Raw genomic sequence first — 22,465 nt, 5'->3', positions numbered from 1 at the left:
AGCAGGACCGGCAGACAAAGGGCCGACAAAAAAAGCGCTGGCAGAAAAAGCGCTGGCAGAAGAACGGCCGGCGGCCGCCACATGCGCCCCATGGTTCAGATATCCCGGGGCGGGGCACCGGCCAGCGCGCGCGCCAGCGCCTCGGCCCCCTGCGAGACAAGGTCCCATGTGGTCTCGAAATCCCGGATCTGTCCGTAATACGGGTCGGGCACCGGCCGGCCGGCATGGCCCGGCACATGATCCAGCAGCAGCGACAGATGCGCCGTGGCGTCGGGCGGACGGCGCGCGCGCAACGTCCGCAGATTGTCGTGATCCAGCGCCAGGATATGGGTGAAGCGGCGGAAATCCTCCACGGTCACCGCCCGGGCGCGATAGCCGGAAATATCGATCCCGGCCTGACGGGCCACCGCCTGCGCCCGCCGGTCGGGCGGATCGCCCGCGTGCCAGTCGCCGGTGCCGGCCGAATCGATCCGGACATCCAGCCCATGCCGCGCGGCCGCCGCTCGGAACGCCGCCTCGGCCAGGGGCGAGCGGCAGATATTGCCCATACAGACGAACAGCACGGCAGGACGGGAGACCATTGCGCGCTACGCTCCTTTCGGCGGACGATTTCGGCGGCAGGCGGCGGCGCCGATGATGGCCGGGACGGCCCGCGCTGTCGAGCCGACCCGTCGTCAGGCGCCCACGCGCGAACGCTCCCCCGAACGCAGACGCGACAGCGCGTCGGCCACGCGCCCCTGCAGGATCTTGGCCGATACCCCGATCGGCCATGCGCCGTGGCATGCGATCGGGCGCAACGCGCCGGGCGGCAGCAGCATCTCCTCGGCCGCCGCCCCCAGCGCGCGGCGGGCGATCTCGCGCCCCAGCAGGGTCGCCATGGCGATGCCGCGCCCGTTATAGCCCACGCAGGCCAGAATGCCCGGCAGGGGTTCGTGCCAATGCGGATAATGGTCCAGGGTCACCGCCACCCGGCCGTTCCACCCATGGGTCCATGCCACATCGCGCAGGAACGGCCACAGCCGCAGCGCATGGCGCTTCAGGAACGGAAACGCATCGGGGCCGCTCCGCTCGCCGCACTGCGAACGGCCGCCGATCAGCAGCCGCCCGGCATCGTCGATCCGGTAATAGGTGGTGATCTCGCCCAGCTCGTACAGCACTTCCCGTGCCGCCAGGATGCGCGCGCGCGCGGCCTCCGGCAGCGGCGCGGTGGCCAGGATCGCGCTGGACACCGGCACCACCGACCGGCGCAGACGATCCCACAAGCCATCGGCATAGCCGTTGGTGGCGAAGACGACCCGCTCGGCCCGCACCGAACCGTCCCGCGTGCCAACATGCCAGCCCCCGCCGATGCGGCGCACCGACAGGGCCCGGGTGCCGCCATAGATCCCCGCCCCCCGGCGCATCGCCGCCTCGGCCAGGCCGCGCGCATAGCCCAGCGGATTGACCTGCCCGCCGCGCGCATCCAGCAGGCCCGCCCGGTAATGGGTGGCGCCGGTGCGCGCGGCGATCTCCGCCCGGTCCAGCCAGACAACCGGACCGCCCCGCGCCCGGCACTCCTCGGCCAGTTGCCGCAAGGCGGGCACCTGGTCGTCGGCGGTGGCCGCGCGCAGCGTCCCGCCGCGCGCCGGCGCGCAATCGATCGCATGACGCGCGATCAGCTCGAACACCAGGTCGGGCGCGTTCCATGCCGCCCGCGCCAGCCGGCCGCCGCGTTCGGGGCCGAAATCGCGTTCGACCTGCGACGGCGGCGGTTTCAGTCCGGGATTGACCTGCCCGCCATTGCGGCCCGACGCCCCCCAGCCGGGGACATTGGCCTCCAGCACCGCCACGTCATGCCCGGCCTCGGCCAGATGCAGCGCCGCCGACAGCGCGGTGATCCCGCCGCCGATCAGCACGGTGCCGACCGCGATATCGGCGGCCAGCGCCGGGGTCGGCGCCGCCGCGCGGGCGGTCTCGGCATACAGGCTGGCCGGCAGGGGGCGCCCCGCCCCGGCCGTCACGCCATTCCCCGACATCACGCCACGCTCAGCCCTGGGACTGCCCCTGCGCAGCGGGACCGGCGGCGGAAAGGGCGGCCGGCACGACCGGCGGCCAGAAAGCCTGCGCAATCTCGTTCTGCACAAGCTGCAGTTCGCGCTGCACCCAGTCCAGAAATTCGTGCAGCCCGCGCAGGATGATGTCCTTGATCGTCTGCTCGGCCAGCGTGGCGCGCAGCTCCTCAACCCGCTCGGCCACCGCATAGCCGTTCTTCAGCCCGTAATCGGTCCGCAGATGGCCGATCGCCCAGTGCAGTTGCCGCAGGCTGGTCGAAAGCGAACGGGGAAATCCGTCATTCTTCAGCAGGAACCCCGCGACATTGGCCGGCGTCATGTCCCCGGGCAGCAGGGTGCGGCGAAAGGCGTGATAGGCGGCGGCCGAGCGCAGCACCGCGGCCCATTGGCCGAGATCCAGCTCCGACCCCACGCCGGCGACACTGGGCAGCAAGGTATGATATTTGATATCGATCAGCCGCGTGATCTGGTCGCCGCGCTCCAGGTTGCGGCCGATCAGATAGAACAGCCAGGCCTGGTCGCGATAGAACGTGCCCTCGGTAATCCCGTGATGGGTCTGGCAATCCTGCTTCAGCCGGGCGCAGAGGCTGGAGAGATTGGCCGAGCGGATGTCGCTGGCGCCCAGCCCGCGAATCCAGTTGGTGAACACGTTCAGTTGCGTCCACATCTCCGTCGAGATCAGCGGCCGCAGCGACCGGGCATTCTCCCGCGCCGCATGGGCGATCGAGACGATGGAGTTCGGATTCTCACGGTCGGTGACATAGAATCCGACGACGTTCTCCTCCGACGCCGTGTCGTGGCGGGCGAAAAACCGCTCCTCGTCCGCGTTGATCTGGATGATCGACAGCCAGCCGCTGACCGTGCTGCGCGTGCGCACGAAGGTTTCCGTCACGTCGATCAGGCGGGCCAGGTTCTCGATCCGCTCCATGTAGCGCGCCAGCCAGATCGTGCATTCGGCATAGCGCGACAGCAGGTTGGGCATCGCGCCGCCCGGCGACGCATCGACGATGATTTGGCTCATGACGCCAGCACCCACGTATCCTTCGACCCGCCGCCCTGCGAGGAATTGACCACCAGCGACCCCTTGCGCAGCGCCACCCGCGACAGTCCGCCCGGCAGCACCCAGGTCGAACGCCCCGTCACGGCGAAGGGGCGCAGATCGACGTGCCGCGCCTCGACGCCCGCCTCGCACAGCGTCGGACAGACCGACAGGTCGATCACCGGCTGGCTGATATAGTTCGATGGATCGGCGATCAGCTTGGCGCGGAATTCCTCGATCTCCAGCGCGCTGGCATGCGGACCGATGATCAGCCCATAGCCGCCGGATTCACCCACCGGCTTGACGACCAGCCGCTCCAGGTTGGCCAGCGTATAGGCCAGCCCGTCCGCCTCGGCGCAGATATGGGTCTCGACATTCGACAGGATCGGCTCTTCCGACAGGTAATAGCGGATGATGCGCGGCATGTAGGCATAGACCGCCTTGTCATCCGCGACCCCGGTGCCCACCGCGTTGGCGATGGTGACGTTGCCGCGGCGATAGGCGTCGATCAGCCCGGGCACGCCCAGCATGCTGTCGGGATTGAAGACCGCGGGATCCAGAAAATCGTCATTCAGCCGGCGATAGATCGAATGGACCGGCCGCAGCCCGGCGACCGTGCGCATGAAGACGCGGCCGTCCTCGACCACCAGGTCGCGCCCCTCGACCAGCGGCACGCCCATCTCGCGCGCCAGGAAGACATGCTCGAAATAGGCCGAATTATAGATGCCCGGCGACAGCAGTACCACCTGCGGGGCATCCACGCCCTGGGGCGCCACCTCGGCCAGCGCCTGGCGCAGCCGCGGCCCGTACTCGTCGACCGGCATCAGGTCCAGCCCGCTGGCCAGGTCCGGCATGCTGCGCAGCATCATGTGGCGGTTTTCGATGACGTAGGACACGCCCGACGGCGTACGGGCATTGTCCTCCAGCACCAGGAACCGTCCCGCCCCGTCCCGCACCAGGTCGGTGCCGTTGATATGGACATAGACGCCGCCCGGAACGTCCAGCCCCTCCATTTCCGGCCGGTAATTGGCATTGCCCAGCACCAGTTCGGCCGGGATGATCCCGTCGCGCAGGATCCGGCGCTCGTGATAGATGTCCCACAGGAAATGATTGATCGCCGCGACCCGCTGCCGCACCCCGCGATCCACATGGTCCCACTCGGCCGCGGTCAGCACGCGCGGAATCAGGTCGAAGGGCAGGATCCGGTCGATGGCGTCCCGGTCGGAATAGACGGTAAAGGTGATGCCCAGGTTATACAGGTCGGCCTCTGCCGCCAGGGCCCGCTGGCGCAGTTCGCCCAGGCCGAAATGCGCCAGCCTCTCGCGGATCACCGCCACGCCGCCAAGGGGGCCGCCGAGGGGGGGGCCGCCAAAGGGGCCGTCAGAGGGGGGGCCGTCTGGCGGAGGGCCGTCAGGGGGGATGTCCCGGCGGTTCATCAATTCGCAGAAAAATTCCGGCGTGTCGTAGGAAACGAACAGGCCCGCCCCCGGCTGCGCGTTGCGCTCTGTCAGGTCGCTCATTGTCCCGTGCTCTCCCCGGCATGAGGGGAGATCAGGCGCGAAGGATTCATGTCCACCCACCTGCTGGTCCGATTTCCAGACAGCCAAGCAAGAAAACGGGTCGCCGCCAAGGGCCAATCGGCACGCTCTCGACAGTGCGATCATTTCGGAGCCGGATGATGTGAATTTTGGGTATTTCCCCTGTTCGCGGGCGGCCGAGCTGGTCTACCGTCACCGGACCGGAACAGGTCCGTCCGGAAGATCACTGACCAAGGTCGATGCATGACCCTGCATGTCGCGCTGACACATCGCACCCGCTACAGCTACGACCGTCCGGTCTCGCTGGGACCACAGACCATCCGGCTCCGCCCGGCGTCCCATGCCCGAACGCCCGTCCTGTCCTACGCGCTGCGGATCGAGCCGAAACCGCATTTCATCAACTGGATGCAGGATCCTTCGGGCAACTACCAGGCGCGGGTCGTCTTCCCCGAGCGGATCACCCATTTCGACGTCGCGGTCGATCTGGTCGCCGACATGGCGACGATCAACCCGTTCGATTTCTTCCTCGAGCCCCAGGCCGAACAATGGCCCTTCGCCTATGACCCCGTGCTGGCCGGGGAACTGGCGCCGTACCGGGTCCGCGAGACGCCGGGGCCCCTGCTCGCGACCCTGCTGGACGGGATCGACCGCACGCCCCGGCACACCGTCGACATGCTGGTCGCGCTGAACCAGCAGATCCAGCAGCGCATCGCCTATGTCGTACGGATGGAACCAGGTGTCTGGACGCCCGAGGAAACGCTGGAACGCGCCTGCGGCTCCTGCCGCGACAGCGCCTGGCTGCTGGTACAGATCCTGCGCCACCTGGGCTTCGCCGCCCGATTCGTCTCGGGCTATCTGATCCAGCTCGTGGCGGACCAGAAGCCCGTGACCGGCCCCGAGGGCCCCAGCGCGGATTTCACCGACCTCCATGCCTGGGCCGAGGTCTATCTCCCCGGCGCCGGATGGATCGGCCTGGACGCCACGTCCGGCCTGCTGACCGGCGAGGGCCACATCCCGCTGGCCGCGACCCCCGAACCCGCCTCCGCCGCCCCGATCACCGGCCTGATCGAGCCATGCGAGACCGAATTCGATTTCACGATGTCGGTCACCCGCGTGCTCGAGACGCCGCGCACCACCCGCCCCTATGACGACGCGCAATGGCAGGCGATCCTCGCGGCCGGCCGCGCGGTCGACGCGACGCTGCAGGCCGGGGATGTCGACCTGACCATGGGGGGCGAGCCGACCTTCATCGCCGCCGCCGACATGGACGCGCCGGAATGGAACGTCGACGCGCTGGGCCCGACCAAGCGGGCCTATGCCGGGCGGCTGCTGCGCCGCCTGCTGCCGCTCTGGTCCGGCGGGGCGGCGATCCAGCACGTGCTGGGCAAGCATTATCCCGGCGAGCAATTGCCGCGCTGGGCGCTGCTGTGCCATTGGCGCCGCGACGGCCAGCCGATCTGGACCGACCCGGCGCTGCTGGCCTCGGACGATGACCGCGACGACGCGACCGAACAGGACGCCGCCGCCTTCTGCCGCGCGCTGGCCGAACGGCTGCAGGTCGATCCCGGCCTGGTCAGCCCGGCCTACGAGGACATCCACTATTATCTGTGGCGCGAGCACCGCCTGCCCGCCAACGTGATCGTCGAGGACGCCAAGCTGCGCGATCCGCTGGAACGCGAGCGCCTGGCCCGGGTCTATGGCCACGGGCTGAACATGCCGGTGGGCAGCGTGCTGCCGCTGCGCGTCGTGGTGCGCGACGGGGTACGGCGCTGGCAGTCCGGGCGCTGGTTCTTCCGCGGCGACCTGATGTTCCTGGTCCCGGGCGACGCGCCGGTCGGCTTCCGCCTGCCGCTGCAAAGCCTGCTCTGGGCCGAGGACGGCAGCATCGACCAGGACATGGCGCGCGACCCCTTCGCGCCCGTCGCGCCGCTGCCGCCCCATCCGGGCCTGGCCCGCCGGGCCGGGCCGGCCGGCAACGGCGCGCCGGAATGGATGCGCCAGGGCGTTCCCAGCAATGTTCCGGGCAATATTCCGGGCATTCCGGGCAGCATTCCGGACGGGGCTGAACCCGAACTGTCCGACCTACCCGCCCTGCCCCCTCATCCCGGTGGCGGCCGGATCGGCCTGGACCGCGCGATCGCCGAGCATCTGGTCGCGGTCGGCCGCGAAGAGCCCGAACTGGTGCGGACCGCCCTCGCGGTCGAGGCCCGGGGCGGCATCCTGCACGTCTTCTTCCCGCCCCTCTACGCGGCCGAGGACTGGCTGGATCTCTGCGCGGCGATCGAGGACACGGCCCGCGCCTTCGGCCGCAAGGTGGTGCTGGAGGGCTACCAGCCGCCGCGCGACCCGCGCCTGCTGAATTTCTCGATCACGCCGGATCCCGGGGTGATCGAGGTGAATGTCCACCCCGCCGCCAGTTGGGACGAGCACGTCACCCGCAGCCAGGAACTGTACGAACAGGCGCGGCAGGTCGGGCTGGTGGCCGAGAAATTCATGGTCGACGGGCGGCATGTCGGCACCGGCGGCGGCAACCACGTGGTCATGGGCGCCGCCCGCGCCGGCGACAGCCCGTTCCTGCGCCGGCCCGACCTGCTGAAATCGCTGCTGGGCTTCTGGCACAACCATCCCGCGCTGTCCTACCTGTTCAGCGGGCTGTTCATCGGCCCGTCCTCGCAGCACCCCCGGGTGGACGAGGCCCGCGGCGACAGCGTCGCGGAACTGGAAATCGCCTTCGCGCAGGTGCGGCCCGACCAGCCGACGCCGCCCTGGCTGACCGACCGGCTGTTCCGCAACCTGCTGGCGGACATGACGGGCAACACCCACCGCACCGAATTCTGCATCGACAAGCTCTATGCCCCCGAAAGCAGCTCCGGCCGGCTGGGGCTGGTGGAATATCGCGCCTTCGAAATGCCGCCCCATCACCAGATGGCAGCGGCACAGATGCTGCTGATGCGCGCGGCGGTGGCGGCCTTCTGGAACCAGCCCTATGACCGGCGCCTGGTCCGCTGGGGCACCCGCCTGCATGACGATTTCATGCTGCCGCATTTCGTCCGCCAGGATTTCGAGGACGCGATCGCCGAACTGCGCGCGCTGGGCGCGCCGCTGGACGCAGCCTGGTTCGCGCCGCATTTCGAATTCCGCTTCCCCGAAATCGGCACGATCCCGCTGCTGGGCATGACGCTGGAACTGCGCCACGCGCTGGAACCATGGCACACCCTGGCCGAGGAACCCGGCTCGGGCGGCACCGTCCGCTATGTCGACAGTTCCGCCGAGCGGGTGCAGGTCCGCGTCTCGGGCTGGGTGGACGAACGCTACGTGCTGGCCTGCAACGGCGTGGGCATACCGCTGACCCGCACCGACCGGCAGGGCGAATATGTCGGCGGGGTACGCTTCAAGGCCTGGAACCCGCCCAGCGCCCTGCACCCGACCGTGGGCGCACAGTCGCCGCTTGTCTTCGACGTGTATGACGGCTGGACCGGCCGCAGCATCGGCGGCCTGACCTACCATGTCGCACACCCGGGCGGCCGCAATTACGAAACCCGGCCGGTGAACGCGAACGAGGCCGAGGCGCGGCGCCGCACGCGCTTCTTCCCGTTCGGCCACACGGTGGGCCCCATGGCGGCCCCCGTGCCCGCCCGCTCGCTGGAGCAGCCGCGCACGCTGGACCTGCGACGGTTCGCCTAGTGTCCTGATTCCGAAATTCGCAAGCGAATTTCGGAATCGAAAGGACACTAGAATCAATATTTTAGTGGCCTGCTGGTCCGAGAAATTCTCATAAGAATTTCTCGGCAGGACACCAGAGCAAGTCCCGTTCAAACGGACTCGTTTGAACAGGTCAAGATGCGCTCTAACGGGGGTGGAGACGCAGGGCGCTGCCCTACACCCGGAAGGGGATAATCGTCCCCTTCACCCCCGGGTTGGGGAAGAGGATACGGAAGCTTGCATTCCCGGATTCTCCCAGCCAGACAAGAGAATGATGACGATTTTCATACGTGATGGTGTCGCCGAAGATAGGCCGGCCCTGCGCGAACTGTTCTACGTTCGCGGCGTGAAACCTTTGCATGGCAACCGGAAAGCGCATTCGCCCTGGCCGACTTCGACGCGCAGACCGACGGGGAAAGGCTGCTTGTCGCTTATGGACAAGGGGGACGGCTTGCTGGTTTCATGTCGCTCTGGGAGCCGGATGATTTCATCCACCACCTGCACGTGGAACGGTCATATTTTCGGCGCGGCGTCGGCCGGGCGTTGTTACGCGCGCTGCCGGGCTGGCCGGCGAAACGCTACCGGCTCAAGTGCCTGCTCGCCAACCAGCCGGCGATGGCGTTCTATCGTGCTTGCAACTTCGTCGAGATAGGCACCGGCTCGGCGCCCGAAGGCGATTACCTGCTGCTCGAATCGAGCGGCAATCATGACCAGTAACCGGCCGTCCGCCTACTGTAGATGGGGGGGGAAAGGCATGGGACCGCATTGCGTGCATTGGACATCTGAATCGCGATCGGTCAGGACGTTTCCTTCGCACTGAAGCCATTCGGGCGCGGCTGCAAAATTACGCCCCGATCGTGGCGGCGCACTGAACAGTGCCCACGCAAAAACGAACCGACTCGTATGTTTTTAGTTGCGATATCGATTCGTAGGGCGATAATGAAGCGAACCACCCCCTCGCCAAGGCAATCAGCACAATGCGCAAGATCGTCTCCAGCCCCGGTATCCTGCTCTGCGCCACGGTGCTGACGCAGGTCGCACCCCCTGTTTCCGGGGCACTGGGGGCGCCCTCCAAGGCCGCGCACGGCGTGGCCAAGAAACCGGCATCCGCCTCCCTGCAGCAAGACCCGGAAGAAATACAGGTCAGTGCCGCGCGAACCCTCGCCGGTGGGCTCATGAAGCGTCAGCATGCACCCGAGGCGACAAACTCGATCAGCGCAACGGCCATTCAGCAGCGCGGTGCCGCTTCGTCGCCATTGCAGATCGCGGCGTCCCTGCCGGGCGTGAATTTCGGCTCCTCGGACGCTTATGGTCTGTCGGTCCGAAACAATATTTCGGTGCGCGGACTCGATTCGACGGAAATGGGCTGGACCATCGAGGGGGCGCCCGGGGTCGATCAGGCCTATTACTGGCCATACACCGAGACCTGGGCCGACAACGAGAACATTTCCGACATCACCCTGATCGCCGGCACATCGCGCATCAATGATCCCGTTCAAACCGCATCCGGCGGCGAACTGATCGAATCCGTCCGCGACCCGTCGCGCCGCCGCGGGGCCATGGTGGATTACAGCTACGGCTCATTTCGCGGACAGCGTGTCTTCGCCCGTGCCGATAGCGGCGAGATCGGTCATTCCGGCATCAGGCTGTTCGCGTCCTACGCGCGGGCGGCTGCGGACAACTACACGGGCCCCGGACGCAACACGCGCGATCATGTGGATTTCAAGGCGGTCAGGGAATGGCGTGACAGCGCGAAATCGTCGCTCTTCATCTCATATTCGGATTGGGACAATGCCCGCCTCGCGCCCTTCACCCTCGCCGGTTGGGAGGCATCGAACACGGCCGGAGACAATTTCTCCCAAAATACCTATGCATCGAATTACCTCCCCGGAAAGACCACGAATTACTGGAAATCTTACGTATACAACCGGCAGAACGTTCTCCTGTCATGGCAGAACGAAGTCGCGCTTGCCGAAAATCTGAGACTGCACATCACGCCGTATTTTCACTGGACGCAGGTGGACAGCCCTGGCCAGACGACCATCAACAGGAATGCTTTCTACTTCGGCGATCAGAAGGTCGATCCGGGGCTTCCGAGCGCCGTTACGCCGGCAATGGTTCATTCCAACCAGACGCAGTTCGCAACCGGCGTCAACGCATACGTGCAATACGACCCGACCACCACGAACCACTTGATCGCCGGGTACTGGTACGACCATTGGAACATGGAGCAGGTCGGCGGCTACACGCCGCTCGACTCGGACGGCAATTCTCCCAACGCTTTCGGCAAATACGTCCTCCGCGCGCCGAACGGGGCGATCTATACCGGCAACCATTTCCAGGAAAGCTCGCAGATCAACGAATTCTACGTCTCCGACACGCAGAGCCTGTTCCAGGATCGGGTCAAGCTCACGGCCGGGCTGAAGGCGATGATGTATTATCTCTCCGGCACCAACGAGCTGCCGGGCGCGCCCTATCATTACTCGTCGGCGATCACGCAGCCGATGCCGCGTGTCGCAATGTCCTGGCAGGTGAACCGGCAGGTCCAGCTCTACGTCAACGGCACGACGAACACGCGGCCGCCGGTGACGTTGAGCACCTATCCGACCTCCTTCAACGTCACGACGGGCAAGGTGACGTCGGCGGGGAATCCCTCCGCGCGCGCCGAATACAGCATCGGCGAGGAAATCGGCATGCGTTATCATGGCATGTTCGATTTCGACATGGCGCTGTTCAACATGAACTTGACGAACCGACAGCTCGTGGCGCTGACCTATCTGAACGGCGCACCCGTCCAGCAGGCCATCTCCGCCGGCGGCGAGACGATCCGCGGCGTGACGGCCGAAGTGGCGCTCAAGCCGTTCCTGGGATTCTCGCCCTATGTGAACGGCCAGTACCTCGATGCCCGCCTCGACAACAACCTCGCCGTAGGACGCGATCTCCTGCCGACGAAGGGGCGGACCATGGTCGCCAGCCCGAAATTCATCACCACGCTCGGCGTCAATTACACGCGCGGCCCGTTCTTCGCCAACTTGACGTTCAAATGGGTCGACAGCCAGTATGCGACTTTCATGAACGACCAGTCGATGCCCGCCTACAAGACGGTCGATCTCGGACTGGGCTACCGTCTGCCGAACATGGGCATGCTGCACAAACCGAGCATCCGGCTCAATCTGGCCAATCTCTCCGATGTCCCGTATCTGAGCCAGGTCGCCGTTATCCAGCCGAACGCACGGATGACGAAGGGGATCTACGGCACCACGATCGCCGGCAACACCCCCTCCTATTATGTCGCCGCGCCGTTCTCGGCGATGGTGACGGTGGGGGCGGAATTCTGATGCGATCCGTCGCCGGCGTCCTGCGCGCCTTCGCGGACACGCCACAACCCGATGCGGGCTTCTCGGCTCTGATGGCGGCCTTTTTCGACGATCCGGGATATCGGCTTGCGACGATCCTGCAGCACGATCCGGAAGCGGCCCTTTGCCGGCGCGTCTGGACGAACGACCCGGCCCGCTATCCGATCGGCGGGGCGAAGCCGGTGGCAGACGCGCCCTGGGCCCAAGCCGCGCTGTTCGAGGCGCGCATCTTTCATGCTCCGGACGAGGATGCGGTGCGGGCGGCCTATGCGGACCACGCGATCATCGCATCCCTCGGTTGCGCGAGCGCCGTCAATTTCCCGGTGCGCTGGAACGGTACGGTGATCGGCACGATCAATCTGCTGCACGACGCCCGCCATTTCGTTTCCGTCGATCTCAGAAGTTTCGAAACGCTCGTTCAGCTCGCAACGGCGCCGCTGATCGCCCGCGGCCTATTGGCGACGTACGGATGACCTGGCGCCCGGCGGCTTGGCGGGATGGCCACCCCACCGCTACACTCCCGCGTGCTTGATCTGCGACCGGAGATTCATCATGGAGGTGCAATTGCGGCGGGAGACGAGATCCGGCGGCCGGCGCTCGCAAGCCGAGCGCAGCGAGACCACGCGCATGGCGCTGCTCGAGACGACGATCGATCTTCTCCATGAGAACGGCTACACCCGCCTGACCACGCAGGACGTGGCCGAACGGGCGCAGGTATCGCGCGGGGCGCTGACCCATCATTTCGCGCACAAGGAAGACCTCGTGGTCGCCGCGATCTCGTGGCAGTTGAGCGAGGCGACCTCGGCGCTGGAAGATTTCGCCTCGAGGATCGAGCTTCTTCCCATCGATACCGACCGTATCGTCGATTATCTGTGGCAGATGATGGCGAAACGGCTGTTCCACGTCACGCTGGAGTATCTGCCGGAGGCCCGCAACAATCAGGCCTTCCGGCTGCGCCTGATACCGGTCGTGGCGACGTTTCATGCGGCGCTCGATCGCATCTGGGAGCATCTCGCCCGAAGCACCTCGCTCACGCCGCAACAGGCACGGACGATCCTGAACGCGACGATGTGCCTGATGCGCGGCATGGTCGCGCAGCAGGTGCTGCGGCAGGACGAGGATTATTTCGACGACCTGCTGCATTATTGGCGTGCCCTGTTCCGCCGCGAGATCGCGGCCGCCCGCGGCGCACCGCCATGAGCACCATCGGCCAGCGGATCGAACGTTTGCCGTTCTCGCGCTTCCATCTCGTGCTGCTTCTTATCGGGGGCGCCGGCTATACGTTCGACGGCCTCGATTCCGCGATCATCGCCTTCGTGCTTCCGGTGCTCAAGACGCAATGGGCCCTGAGCGGGGCCAGGCTCGGCCTGGTCGGCAGCGCGACCTATATCGGTTTCTTCTTCGGCGCCCTGGGTGCCGGTGCGGTGGGGGACCGGTTCGGCCGCCGTGGGGTCATGATGGGGGCCCTGGCGGTGTTCTGCGTGGCCTCGGGCATTTCCGCGCTCGTATCGTCCTATCCCGCGTTCCTCGCCAGCCGGATCCTGGCGGGCCTCGGGACCGGGGCGGAATCCGCCATCGTGGCGCCTTATCTCAGCGAATTCGTGGCCGCGCGATATCGCGGCGCCTTCGTCAGCGCGCTGGCGGCGTTCTTCTCCTGCGGCTTCGTCGCGGCGGCCGTGATCGGCTGGATCGTGGTGCCGAGCGGCCCCGCAGGCTGGCGCGAGGCGATCGGCCTGACGGCACTCCCCGTGCTGGCGCTGCTCTGGTGGCGCAGGCGGCTGCCGGAGTCGCCGCGCTGGTTGGAGAGTATCGGGCGCCCCGACGAGGCCGCGCGCGTCATGAGCGGGATCGAGGCGCAGATCGCCGCACGCGGCACGGTACTGGGTCCCGTATCCGGCTTATCCGAGCCCGCGATACTGCCTGTCCCCGTGCTGCCTTACGGCGGTGGCCTGCTTTCGGCGCGGCATCGTCGCGGGCTTTTCGTCGCATGGACGGTCTGGCTCTGCCTGACAGCGAGCTACTACGCGGTATTCACATGGATGCCGAGCCTGCTGATCGCACGCGGGATGACGATGGTGCATAGTTTCGGCTTCTCGATACTGATCTATGCGGCGCAGCTACCCGGCTATCTTCTGGCCAGTGCCCTGATCGAAGTGATCGGCCGTCGCCAGACGATCACGTCGTTTCTGCTCGGTTGCGTCGCCTCGGGCGGCGCGATCAGCATCGCGGGCAGCGATGCGGGCGTAATCGCGGCCGCCTCCGCCCTCTCGGCCTGTCTGAGCGGGGCCTACGGCAGTCTCTACGCCTACACGCCCGAGCTTTTCCCCACGCATCTCCGCGCGATCGGCTGCGGAAGCGCGTCCGCGATCGGACGCCTGGGGGCCATTGTCTCGCCCGTCCTGGTGGCCGAAGCGATGCCGCATATCGGCGTCCCCGGCGTCTTCGCGGCGATCGCCGCGACCCTGCTGCTCGGCGGCGGCGTCGTCCTGCTCTTCGGGCCGCGAACCGAGCGCCTGGTGCTCGAAGCGCTTTAGGGGCCGCAAACCTTTTTCCCAGACATCTTTATCATCAGATCCATCGTACCCGAGGTGTTATGAGCCAGATCCTGTTTCGCAATGCGTCGATCGTCGACTGCACTGCGCGCGAGCCCCGCGAAGGCCATGTCCTGGTCGAGAATGGCACGATCGTCGCGACCGATGCCGCCTTCGACCAAAAGGCCGGACAGGTGATCGACCTCCGCGGGGCGACCCTGATGCCGGGTCTGATCGACTGCCATGTTCACGTCGTCGCCAGCACGATGGATCTTACCGCCAACGCGCAGCTTCCGGATGCGCTCGCCATGGCCCGCTCGCTTCCGATCATGAAGGGCATGTTGGCGCGCGGCTTCACCACAGTACGTGATGTCGGCGGCGCGACGCGTGGTCTGGCGGAGGGGATCGAGGAAGGGCATATCGTCGGCCCCCGCCTCATCGTCTGCGGCAAGGCCCTCTCCCGCACGGGCGGGCATGCGGATAACCGGATTCGTTACGATACGTATGACGCCAAGCGCTGGGCACGCAATTTTGGCGCTCTGGGCCGCGTGGCCGATGGCGTGGACGAGGTGCGTGTCGCGGTGCGCGAGACGATGCGCGAGGGCGCCCAGTTCATCAAGATCATGGCCAATGGCGGCGTATCGTCACCGACCGATCCGATCGCCGCGCAGGGATATTCCGTGGCGGAGATCGAGACGGCGGTGCAGGAGGCGCGCGACAACGGCACGTACGTGGCTGCGCATCTCTACATGCCCGACGCCATCGAACGTGCTGTGCGCGCAGGCGTGTACTCGCTGGAACACTGCAACAACATCGATGCGCCCACCGCGGCGCTGGCGGCAAGCCGCGGTGCGATCGCCGTCCCCACGCTCGTGACATACGAGGCATTGGCAAGCGACGGACACAGATACGGACTGCCCCCGGTGTCGATCGCCAAGGTCGCCGATGTCCGGATCCGCGGCATGGAAAGCCTTGCGATCATGCAGGAGGCCGGACTGACGATGGCGTTTGGAACGGACCTCCTGGGTGCGGCCCATCCCCGGCAGAACGAGGAATTCGCCATCCGCGCCCGCGTGCTGCCCGCATTCGACATTGTTGCAAGTGCGACGACAATCGCTGCCAAATTGATTGGTATGGAAGGAAAACTCGGTATCGTACAACCCGGCGCAGCAGCCGATCTCATCGTGGTGGACGGCAACCCCCTGGCGCACGCAGACATCCTCGGCAATGCCCGAAACATCAAAATCGTCATGAAGGGCGGCATAATCTATCGGAATGACCTCCTTCTTCATTGAAAATGGAAACGCCACATCGGGCATGTCCTTCACAAAATAACAGCGCCTCCAACGTCAGAGCCAGAACATCCTCGACCGAGGCCGCCCGTCATCCGCCTGCCGGAACGCCGGCGCGGCCGGCGGCCAAAACTGGCCTGAAACCACTCAACCAAGGACGATGGAACAGAACTCTGAGGGGGTAACGATGCGTGCTCTCTGAAACCGGCCCTTCTCCAGCAGACCGGCACGATGATCGCCGGTTACGAGGTAATCGGCATCGAACGCCAGCACCATCGTCAGGAGAAAGGTATCGTCGGGATCGTTGATCGTCACGTCAGCCGGTAAGGCAGGGAGCCGCTCGGCCACAGATACTTTGCGCATATTGTTGATCATCGCCCCGACACGGTGAGGCGGCAGAATCGGTCGGAGTTTGGGATAGCGACTGACGCGCCTGAGTTCTTCAAGCTGGGTCGTGGACGTGACCAGATCGAAGCGGTGCGCCCGCCAGGCGCGATAGATCGCGTCAGGGGCACCACAAGGGTAAATCAGAGCGGAAACAAGGATATTGGTATCCAGAACAACCCGCATTCAGTGCCCGCGTGCCCACTGCACGGCTTCATTCACCAAATCGGCCAGTTCAGCTTCGCTCATATCCTGGGTCGCTCTCTTGGCTTGGTCTACAGCCTGTTCCAGCAGGTAGGACCGCACGGCTTCTTCGATAAAACGGGACAGGTCGCCTTTGCGCCCCCCTCCATTGGCGGCGAGAAACATGCGAACGGACTGATCCACTTCAGATGAAATCGCGACATTCCAGCGGATGGTGGACATGGCTTACCCCCAGATCGGCAGATAAACACCTATACACCGGTTTTGCCAATTTGTGAAATTTTCCATGTCGCTTTTTCGGCGAAATGCGATCGACCATCCGAACGCCGCAATGTGCGGACATCGCTGGCATGCCGGGATCGAGGCCACCACGTCACGGCTCAAGCACCATTTCGCAGCCGCACCCGAATGGCCGCGATGCAAAGATGCTTCCTGACAATCTCGACTCAAATGTACCCGCCCGATCTACTGCAAAAGATGGCGCACAGAGCGCAGATCCACCATGGCCTGGGCACTCTCGTCCCACAGCTTATTGGTCCAGGCCTCCCGGATTCCGTCCTGCCAGGTGAGTATCTTTACGTTTTGAAAAACCGGATGCGCTTCGTGGCAGGCGACCAGGCGGTAGTTGGGAATCCCGGGGGCCAGATGGTGTATGTGGTGAGTCCCGATATCCCCTGTGAACCAACGAAGGATTCCTGAAAGCCGCAGGAAGGAGCATCCGGTCACCGCGGCATCGAAAATATTCCATTGTGGATTTCCAGACCACTGAACACCTTCGAATTTATGCTGCACGAGGAACAGCCAGACACCGATCACGGCGGCGGGATAGATCACCATGAAACTGACAAGCGCGACGGATTTCGGTCCGACCAGCCAGGCAAGCGTTCCGTACCCGATAAGCAGGCAGAGATTGGTGAGATAGACGCCGACACGTTCCTTCACCCAGTGGCGCGGCGTATCGAACGCAATTCGGTAAATAACAAAGAAGATCAGCGGCGGCATCAGGAAGATGGTAAGGACAGGATTCTTGCTGGTCCGGTATATATACCTCCGCAAGCGTGTCATCTTCCCATATTCCGCCACCGTCATGCAGTCCGAATACAGGTCCGACAAACGTCCGCGCGTGTCCATGTTGTTCCATGAACCATGATGCAGGCCGTGATGCTTTTTCCAGTGGTCATAAGGGGTCAATGTCAGCAGCGAACAGAGGCGGCCAGCCGCATCGTTGCCCCACCGGCTTCTGAACATTGATCCATGCCCGCAATCATGCTGCAGCACGAAGACACGGATGGACAGCCCCGAGGCAAGAGGGGTCAGCAGCAGGACCCCCCACCATCCATGGGCCAGACCCGCATAAAGCAGGACATAACAGGCCAGAAGCAGGCCGATGGTCGAGACAAGCTGAAAGAGACTGGTGATGAAGTGCGAGCCCTGGAACCGCCGGATCGACCTGACCGTTTCGCTGTCGTAACTTGACGATACCATATTGTCTTCTCGAACACTCGCAGGTTGCCTCGCAACATGTATTGTAAAATTTTTATTCCATTCATTAAAAAATTTACAATAAATTAATAAAAAATAATAATATCAAACCACTTCACAAGGCCGAAGCGGCCGACTTCAACCCATTCGGGTCCCGGACGCTCCACGCCCTGCCGGAGCGGAACACCATGCCGATCAAAACGTTGTGCAAGCGCGTGAAACGGCATGGAGACCCTCGTCATGAAGCTGTTCGTCTGCCAGGCCTGCGATCAGGTCCTGTTCTTCGAAAACACGGTCTGTGAGCGGTGCGGTCACACGCTGGGGTACCTGCCCGAGGAAAATGATCTCAGCGCGCTGGAACCCGTGGCGACGGGCGAGGACGATAAGGGCGGAGTCTGGCGCCCATTGTCGGTGCGGGCGGCCGAGGGGGCGACGTACCGATTCTGCGCCAATGCCGCGCATGGCGTCTGCAACTGGCTGGTGCCCGAGGGCGGCGAGGCCTTCTGCCTGGCCTGCCGCCACAACCGGGTGATCCCCGACCTCGCCATCCCGGGCAATGCCGAACGCTGGCAGCGGCTGGAGACGGCCAAGCACCGGCTGATCTATACGCTGCTCCGCCTCGGCCTGCCGATCCGCACGCGGCAGGACGACCCGCGGGACGGCCTGGCATTCGATTTCCTCGAGGATGCCGCGGACGGCACGCGGGCGATGACCGGCCACCAGGACGGCGTGGTCACGATCGCGGTGCGCGAGGCCGACGATGCGGCGCGCGAGACGATGCGCGTCGCGATGGGCGAGCCCTACCGCACCCTGCTGGGCCATTTCCGCCACGAAGTCGGCCATTATTACTGGAACCTGCTGGTCCGCGACGGGGGCGGAGACGAGAGCGGGGATAGGGACGAAGGGGCCCTGGCGGCCTGCCGCGCCATATTCGGCGACGACCGCGCCGATTACCGGGCGGCCCTGCAGCACCATTACCAGTCGGGCCCTCCCCCCGGCTGGCAGGACCATTATGTCAGCGACTACGCCACCACCCATGCATGGGAGGATTTCGCCGAGACCTGGGCGCATTACCTGCACATCGTCGCGACACTCGAAACCGCCCGGGCCTATGGCCTGTCGGTCGGGGCGCAGGCTCCCGGCAATCCGGCGCCGCAGGCCAGCCCAGCGCCGCAGGCTGACATCGATTTCGACCCCTATGACGTCGAATCGTTCGAACCGGTGGCACGGGCCTGGATGCCCCTGACCTACGCGATCAACAGCCTGAACCGCTCGATGGGCCAGGCCGATTTCTACCCGTTCGTCCTGGCGCCGCCGGTTCTGGAAAAACTGGCCTTCATCCACGATCTGGTCCGCCGGGCCCGCAATTCCGTTTACTGTTGACCGGCATTCGCCCATACATCCAGCATCATGGATCTCGCGCGCATCCCCCTGGATGAAATGGTGGACGGCCGTGGCGGCGTCCGGCCGCACTGGCGCCGGCTGCTGGGCACCATCAGCGATCTCGGCCATCGCGAACTGCTCGAACGCGGCAGGCAGATCGCGCGCGCGCTGCACGACCAGACCGGCCCGTCCGCGGCGGGCGGGCTGGCAGGATGCGATCCGATTCCCCTGCTGCTGCCGCCGCAGGAATTCGCCCGCCTGGCCGAGGGCGTGACCCAGCGCGCGCGCCTCCTCGAAGAGATCCTGCGCGATCTGTACGGCGCGCGCGGCCTGCTGTCCGCCGGCATCCTGCCGCCCCCGCTGGTCTATCCCGCACCCGGCTATCTGCGCATGGGCAGCGCGGACGCAAGCGCTTCGGCGGCGGCCGGCGCACCGGTCATCGACCGTTTCCTGTCCTTCTACGCGGTCGACCTGGTGCGCGGGCCGGACGGCCAATGGCGCGTGGCGGCCGACCGCGTGGGCCGCGCCAACGGCGTCGGCCACACGCTGGAAAACCGGCGCCAGATGGCGCGCGTCCTGCCCGAACTGTTCTCGGGGCGCGAGGTCCGGACCCTGACGCCGTTCTTCGATGCCTGGCAGGACAGCCTGTACCGCCAGGCCGGCCTGGCGGACCGCAATCCCGGCCTGGCCCTGCTGACCCCCGGCCCACGCGGCACGTTGTGGGCCGAACATGTGATCCTGGCGCGGGAACTGGGCTGCGTGCTGGCCGAGGCCGGCGACCTCGCGATGCGCGACGGCGCGCTGTGGCTGAAGACGGTGCGCGGCCTGCGCCGGGTGGACGTGCTGCTGCTGCGCCAGGACGGCTGGACGGTCGACCCCCTGGAACTGGAAGGCGGCCCGGTCCCCGGCATCGCCGGCCTGCTGGACGCGGCGCGCGGCGGCGCCGTGAAGCTGGTCAACCATCCGGCCGCCGGCGTGGTCGAGGCCCCGGGCCTGGCCGCCTTCATGCCGGCCCTGGCCCGACACCTGCTGGGCCAGGACCTCATGCTGCCCGACCTGCGGACGATCTGGCCGGCCTCCGACGGCGCGATCGACGGCGCGATCGACACCCTGCTGGGGGGCGACCGCGGGGCATGGTGGCTGCGCCGTGCCGCCGACCCCCAGGCGGCCGCCCAGCGGCTGGACAGGGCGGACGGCGACACGCTGGACGTGCTGCGGCGCCATCCCGGCCGTTTCGTGGCGGTCGAGGCCATCGCCCCCTCGGTCATGCCGTCGATCCGGCCGAACGGCATCGAACCCGGGGCGGTGGTGCTGCGCCTGTTCGCGCTGTTCGACGGGGCGCAATGGCAGGTCATGCCCGGCGGGCTGGCCCGGCTGCTGCCGGACGACGACACGCCGCCGGGCAGCCCGCTGGACGGCCCGGTGGTGACCAAGGACGTCTGGGTCACGGTCGAGGACTCGGCCGAGCTGGTCGGCAGCGCCGTGTCCCCCACGCCGACCCTGGCGATCCGCCGCGGACAGGGCGACCTGCCCAGCCGCGCGGCCGACGATTTCTTCTGGCTGGGCCGCTATCTGGAACAGTTGGAAGAGGCCGGACGCGTGCTGCGCGTGGTGACGCGCCGGGTCGGCCGGGTGGACGGCTCCCCGCGTGAACGGGTGGAGTTGGACACGGTGCTGCGCCTGGCCGGCGCGGTCGGGCTGTGGCAGGAGGAAACCGCCATCGGCGCCGGCTACGCGACCCTGGTGCGCGCCCTGTCCGCCGTCACCTTCGACTCCGCCCTGCCGCAACGGCTGCTCTCCGAAATCGTGCGGGTCGCCGCCGGCCTGCGCGACCGGTTGACGGTCGAAACCTTCGATACCATCGTCCACGGGGCGGACACGCTGCGCGCCCGGCTGCAAGAGGCCCGGGTACCCGGCGACCCGGGCCGCACGCTGGAGCGGATCGGCAGCGTCACGGACAGTATCCTGCGCTTCGGCGCGACCATTTCGGGCCTGACGGCTGAAAACATGGTCCGCAGCGGCGGCCGCCAGTTCATGGATCTGGGCCGCCGGGTGGAACGCGCAGGCGCGCTGCTGACCGCAACGGCGCTGGTGCTGCGGCAGAAGGACGTGGCCCAGCGCGGCCGCATGGAGGGCGCGCTGCGGCTGATGCTGGAACTCAGCGACTGCGTCATCACCTACCGGTCGCGCTATTTCGCGCTGCTGCAGCCCGCCCCGGTGCTCGACCTGCTGCTGCTGGACGAAGGCAACCCGCGCGGCGTCGCCTACCAGATGGCGATGATCGCCGAAACCCTGGCCGAGCTGGATCCGGGCGACGGCGCCGGCCTGACCGGCACGGCGGACGCGGTCATGGAGCGGCTGCGCGGGCTGGTGGACACGGTGCTGGCCGCCCCGCAGCAGGACCAGGCGGCCGCCGCCCTGCCCGGGACGATCGACGAAATCCGCGAATCCCTGCGCTGGCTGGGGCAGCAGATCGCCCGGCGCTACTTCGTCGTGCTGACGCCGCCGCGCGCGGTGGGCGGCGGCCGCTATGCCGACCGCGCGGGCTCCAGGGGCGAACCCGATGGCGAACCCGGCACCAAACTCGGGGCCATCGACGAATCATGATCTATCGCGTCCGTCACCTGACCCGCTACGCCTATGGCAGCCCGGTCGACCTTGCCGCCCATATCGTCCACGTCACCCCCCGCGACCTGCCGGGCCAGGTCGTGCGCTGGACACGGCTCGAAATCACGCCTGCCCCGGTGCGGCGGGTCGATGGCGCCGATTATTTCGGCAATCGCGTCACCTGGCTGTATCACGAAGCCCCCCACACGACGTTCGACGTGCTGGCCGATTCCGAGGTCGACGTCGCCTTCCCTCCGCCCCCGCCCGAGACCGCCACCCCGGCCTGGGAGGACATCGTCGCCACCGCCAGGGCCGGCGGCGACGCGGCATGGGCGGCGGCGGAATTCCTGTTCGACAGCCCGATGTGCGCCACCAGCCCGGATGCGGGCCGCTATGCCGCGCAATGCTTCACGCCCGGCCGGCCGATCCTGGCGGCCCTGCTGGACCTCAATGGGCGGATCCACCGCGAATTCCGCTTCCGCGCCGGGGTCACCACCCTGTCCACCCCGGTCGACCAGATCCTGGCCCGGCGCGAGGGCGTGTGCCAGGACTTCACCCATCTGATGATCAGCGCCCTGCGCTGGCTCGGCGTGCCGGCCCGCTACATGTCAGGCTATATCCGCACCCGTCCCCCGCCGGGGCAGCAGCGGCGCCTGGGGGCGGACCAGTCCCACGCCTGGGTCGCGGCCTGGCTGGGCCCGGCCCATGGCTGGGTCGGGCTGGACCCCACCAACGGGATCGTGGTGCGCGACGAACACGTGGTGCTGGGCTGGGGCCGCGACTATGCCGATATCAGCCCGGTGCACGGGCTGATCCTGGGCGGCGGCAACGACGTGCTGACGGTCGGCGTGGACCTGGTGCCGGCCGAGGAATGGGCGGACCCGCTCCCCTGATCC

17 protein-coding genes and 1 pseudogene are annotated in these 22,465 nt (G+C 66.5%); 10 read left to right on the top strand and 8 right to left on the bottom strand.

The genetic code is table 11. The features are described 5' to 3' along the window. Positions 1–95: 95 nt before the first annotated feature. The 4 genes from AAC691_RS18565 to AAC691_RS18550 form a co-directional block, all read right to left on the bottom strand. Positions 96–581, bottom strand: a complete 486-nt coding sequence (locus AAC691_RS18565) for a low molecular weight protein-tyrosine-phosphatase (RefSeq protein WP_342628029.1) — start codon at positions 579–581, stop codon at positions 96–98. A 93-nt stretch (positions 582–674) separates the two neighbouring features. Beyond that, complete coding sequence (locus tag AAC691_RS18560; protein WP_342628028.1) at positions 675–2,015, bottom strand: FAD-dependent oxidoreductase; 1,341 nt, start codon at positions 2,013–2,015, stop codon at positions 675–677. Positions 2,016–2,025: 10 nt separating this feature from the next. After that, positions 2,026–3,033: an alpha-E domain-containing protein gene (locus AAC691_RS18555; RefSeq protein ID WP_408904642.1), complete on the bottom strand. Its 1,008-nt coding sequence runs from the start codon at positions 3,031–3,033 to the stop codon at positions 2,026–2,028. 35 nt (positions 3,034–3,068) lie between these two features. Then, the gene (locus AAC691_RS18550) at positions 3,069–4,610 is read right to left on the bottom strand and encodes a circularly permuted type 2 ATP-grasp protein (RefSeq protein WP_342628027.1); all 1,542 of its coding nucleotides are present in this window, start codon (positions 4,608–4,610) and stop codon (positions 3,069–3,071) included. Positions 4,611–4,871: 261 nt separating this feature from the next. On the opposite strand from AAC691_RS18550, the gene AAC691_RS18545 reads away from it, so the two are divergent. The 7 genes and pseudogenes from AAC691_RS18545 (at position 4,872) to AAC691_RS18515 (ending at position 15,512) form a co-directional block, all read left to right on the top strand. Beyond that, complete coding sequence (locus AAC691_RS18545) at positions 4,872–8,312, top strand: transglutaminase family protein (RefSeq protein WP_342628026.1); 3,441 nt, start codon at positions 4,872–4,874, stop codon at positions 8,310–8,312. Between the two features lie 372 nt (positions 8,313–8,684). Continuing rightward, positions 8,685–9,047 (top strand): annotated as a pseudogene (locus AAC691_RS18540) (GNAT family N-acetyltransferase); the annotation flags it as partial. 260 nt (positions 9,048–9,307) lie between these two features. Beyond that, positions 9,308–11,668 (top strand): TonB-dependent receptor plug domain-containing protein, encoded by a 2,361-nt coding sequence (locus AAC691_RS18535; protein ID WP_342628025.1) that lies wholly within the window; start codon positions 9,308–9,310, stop codon positions 11,666–11,668. Further along, positions 11,668–12,159, top strand: a complete 492-nt coding sequence (locus AAC691_RS18530; protein WP_342628024.1) for a GAF domain-containing protein — start codon at positions 11,668–11,670, stop codon at positions 12,157–12,159. Before AAC691_RS18535 ends, AAC691_RS18530 begins: the two co-directional genes overlap by 1 nt. A gap of 79 nt (positions 12,160–12,238) precedes the next feature. Then, a complete protein-coding gene (locus tag AAC691_RS18525; protein WP_176639101.1) occupies positions 12,239–12,886 on the top strand; it encodes a TetR/AcrR family transcriptional regulator in 648 nt (215 codons plus the stop codon). Further along, complete coding sequence (locus AAC691_RS18520; protein ID WP_342628023.1) at positions 12,883–14,220, top strand: MFS transporter; 1,338 nt, start codon at positions 12,883–12,885, stop codon at positions 14,218–14,220. Before AAC691_RS18525 ends, AAC691_RS18520 begins: the two co-directional genes overlap by 4 nt. 59 nt (positions 14,221–14,279) lie before the next feature. Beyond that, a complete protein-coding gene (locus tag AAC691_RS18515) occupies positions 14,280–15,512 on the top strand; it encodes an amidohydrolase family protein (RefSeq protein ID WP_342628022.1) in 1,233 nt (410 codons plus the stop codon). 144 nt (positions 15,513–15,656) lie between these two features. On the opposite strand, the gene AAC691_RS18510 is transcribed toward AAC691_RS18515, so the two are convergent. The 4 genes from AAC691_RS18510 to AAC691_RS18495 form a co-directional block, all read right to left on the bottom strand. Then, positions 15,657–16,079, bottom strand: a complete 423-nt coding sequence (locus tag AAC691_RS18510; protein WP_342628021.1) for a putative toxin-antitoxin system toxin component, PIN family — start codon at positions 16,077–16,079, stop codon at positions 15,657–15,659. Then, the gene (locus AAC691_RS18505) at positions 16,080–16,319 is read right to left on the bottom strand and encodes a ribbon-helix-helix domain-containing protein (RefSeq protein ID WP_342628020.1); all 240 of its coding nucleotides are present in this window, start codon (positions 16,317–16,319) and stop codon (positions 16,080–16,082) included. It abuts the gene before it with no gap. Between the two features lie 243 nt (positions 16,320–16,562). Then, on the bottom strand, positions 16,563–17,582 hold the full coding sequence (locus AAC691_RS18500) for a fatty acid desaturase (protein WP_342628019.1): 1,020 nt from the start codon (positions 17,580–17,582) through the stop codon (positions 16,563–16,565). 83 nt (positions 17,583–17,665) lie between these two features. Beyond that, positions 17,666–17,806, bottom strand: a complete 141-nt coding sequence (locus AAC691_RS18495; protein WP_342628018.1) for a hypothetical protein — start codon at positions 17,804–17,806, stop codon at positions 17,666–17,668. A 13-nt stretch (positions 17,807–17,819) separates the two neighbouring features. On the opposite strand from AAC691_RS18495, the gene AAC691_RS18490 reads away from it, so the two are divergent. From AAC691_RS18490 to AAC691_RS18480, 3 genes are read left to right on the top strand one after another with little or no spacing between them, the layout of a single operon-like run. Next, the gene (locus AAC691_RS18490) at positions 17,820–18,962 is read left to right on the top strand and encodes a putative zinc-binding peptidase (RefSeq protein ID WP_342630270.1); all 1,143 of its coding nucleotides are present in this window, start codon (positions 17,820–17,822) and stop codon (positions 18,960–18,962) included. A 27-nt stretch (positions 18,963–18,989) separates the two neighbouring features. Next, positions 18,990–21,569, top strand: a complete 2,580-nt coding sequence (locus AAC691_RS18485; RefSeq protein ID WP_342628017.1) for a circularly permuted type 2 ATP-grasp protein — start codon at positions 18,990–18,992, stop codon at positions 21,567–21,569. Beyond that, the gene (locus AAC691_RS18480; protein WP_342628016.1) at positions 21,566–22,462 is read left to right on the top strand and encodes a transglutaminase family protein; all 897 of its coding nucleotides are present in this window, start codon (positions 21,566–21,568) and stop codon (positions 22,460–22,462) included. The genes AAC691_RS18485 and AAC691_RS18480 overlap by 4 nt, the downstream gene beginning before the upstream one ends. Positions 22,463–22,465: the final 3 nt, after the last annotated feature.

Source organism: Nguyenibacter vanlangensis (assembly GCF_038719015.1).
Classification (GTDB): domain Bacteria; phylum Pseudomonadota; class Alphaproteobacteria; order Acetobacterales; family Acetobacteraceae; genus Gluconacetobacter; species Gluconacetobacter vanlangensis.
The sequence above is the reverse complement of the archived record's forward strand: the minus strand, read 5'-3'. Positions and strand labels throughout refer to the sequence as shown.

Bases quoted from the DNA above. Each gene is read 5' to 3' on its own strand.
- AAC691_RS18565 (WP_342628029.1), bottom strand. From the start codon at position 581: ATGGTCTCCCGTCCTGCCGTGCTGTTCGTCTGTATGGGCAATATCTGC.
- AAC691_RS18560 (WP_342628028.1), bottom strand. From the start codon at position 2,015: ATGTCGGGGAATGGCGTGACGGCCGGGGCGGGGCGCCCCCTGCCGGCC.
- AAC691_RS18555 (WP_408904642.1), bottom strand. From the start codon at position 3,033: ATGCCCAACCTGCTGTCGCGCTATGCCGAATGCACGATCTGGCTGGCG.
- AAC691_RS18550 (WP_342628027.1), bottom strand. From the start codon at position 4,610: ATGAGCGACCTGACAGAGCGCAACGCGCAGCCGGGGGCGGGCCTGTTC.
- AAC691_RS18545 (WP_342628026.1), top strand. From the start codon at position 4,872: ATGACCCTGCATGTCGCGCTGACACATCGCACCCGCTACAGCTACGAC.
- AAC691_RS18535 (WP_342628025.1), top strand. From the start codon at position 9,308: ATGCGCAAGATCGTCTCCAGCCCCGGTATCCTGCTCTGCGCCACGGTG.
- AAC691_RS18530 (WP_342628024.1), top strand. From the start codon at position 11,668: ATGCGATCCGTCGCCGGCGTCCTGCGCGCCTTCGCGGACACGCCACAA.
- AAC691_RS18525 (WP_176639101.1), top strand. From the start codon at position 12,239: ATGGAGGTGCAATTGCGGCGGGAGACGAGATCCGGCGGCCGGCGCTCG.
- AAC691_RS18520 (WP_342628023.1), top strand. From the start codon at position 12,883: ATGAGCACCATCGGCCAGCGGATCGAACGTTTGCCGTTCTCGCGCTTC.
- AAC691_RS18515 (WP_342628022.1), top strand. From the start codon at position 14,280: ATGAGCCAGATCCTGTTTCGCAATGCGTCGATCGTCGACTGCACTGCG.
- AAC691_RS18510 (WP_342628021.1), bottom strand. From the start codon at position 16,079: ATGCGGGTTGTTCTGGATACCAATATCCTTGTTTCCGCTCTGATTTAC.
- AAC691_RS18505 (WP_342628020.1), bottom strand. From the start codon at position 16,319: ATGTCCACCATCCGCTGGAATGTCGCGATTTCATCTGAAGTGGATCAG.
- AAC691_RS18500 (WP_342628019.1), bottom strand. From the start codon at position 17,582: ATGGTATCGTCAAGTTACGACAGCGAAACGGTCAGGTCGATCCGGCGG.
- AAC691_RS18495 (WP_342628018.1), bottom strand. From the start codon at position 17,806: ATGCCGTTTCACGCGCTTGCACAACGTTTTGATCGGCATGGTGTTCCG.
- AAC691_RS18490 (WP_342630270.1), top strand. From the start codon at position 17,820: ATGAAGCTGTTCGTCTGCCAGGCCTGCGATCAGGTCCTGTTCTTCGAA.
- AAC691_RS18485 (WP_342628017.1), top strand. From the start codon at position 18,990: ATGGATCTCGCGCGCATCCCCCTGGATGAAATGGTGGACGGCCGTGGC.
- AAC691_RS18480 (WP_342628016.1), top strand. From the start codon at position 21,566: ATGATCTATCGCGTCCGTCACCTGACCCGCTACGCCTATGGCAGCCCG.